1 protein-coding gene is annotated in these 267 nt (G+C 70.4%); it reads right to left on the reverse strand.

Annotated features, from left to right (window positions below; translation table 11 throughout):
• Positions 1-83: 83 nt before the first annotated feature.
• On the reverse strand, positions 84-267 hold a 184-nt coding region (locus E4K09_RS29895; protein WP_204985784.1), incomplete at its 5' end, for a hypothetical protein.

The following is a 267-nucleotide window of genomic DNA, read 5'->3' on the forward strand; positions in this document are numbered from 1 at the left end:
CCGTCTTGAGAACCGCACCTGGGCAAAGACGTGGATGCCCCGCTAAGGCCGGCCATGACGGGCGGGAGGTGGGAGCCGGCGGATCAAGCCAAGCGGCTGCAGGCACGGAGCCGCAGGAGGCCGGAGCAGGAGAATGTTCCGTCTTTGTTCTTGACGCCCGCCTCAAGCTCGGCTATATCGTTCGGCACCCCGGCCCACCGGGAGGCGCGCTCGCGAGGCGTCGCAGGTTGTGGGGCCGGGCACGGTCCCGCAGCCGGCCTCGCACGC

The sequence above is a fragment of the Microvirga pakistanensis genome, from assembly GCF_004458765.1.
GTDB lineage: Bacteria > Pseudomonadota > Alphaproteobacteria > Rhizobiales > Beijerinckiaceae > Microvirga > Microvirga pakistanensis.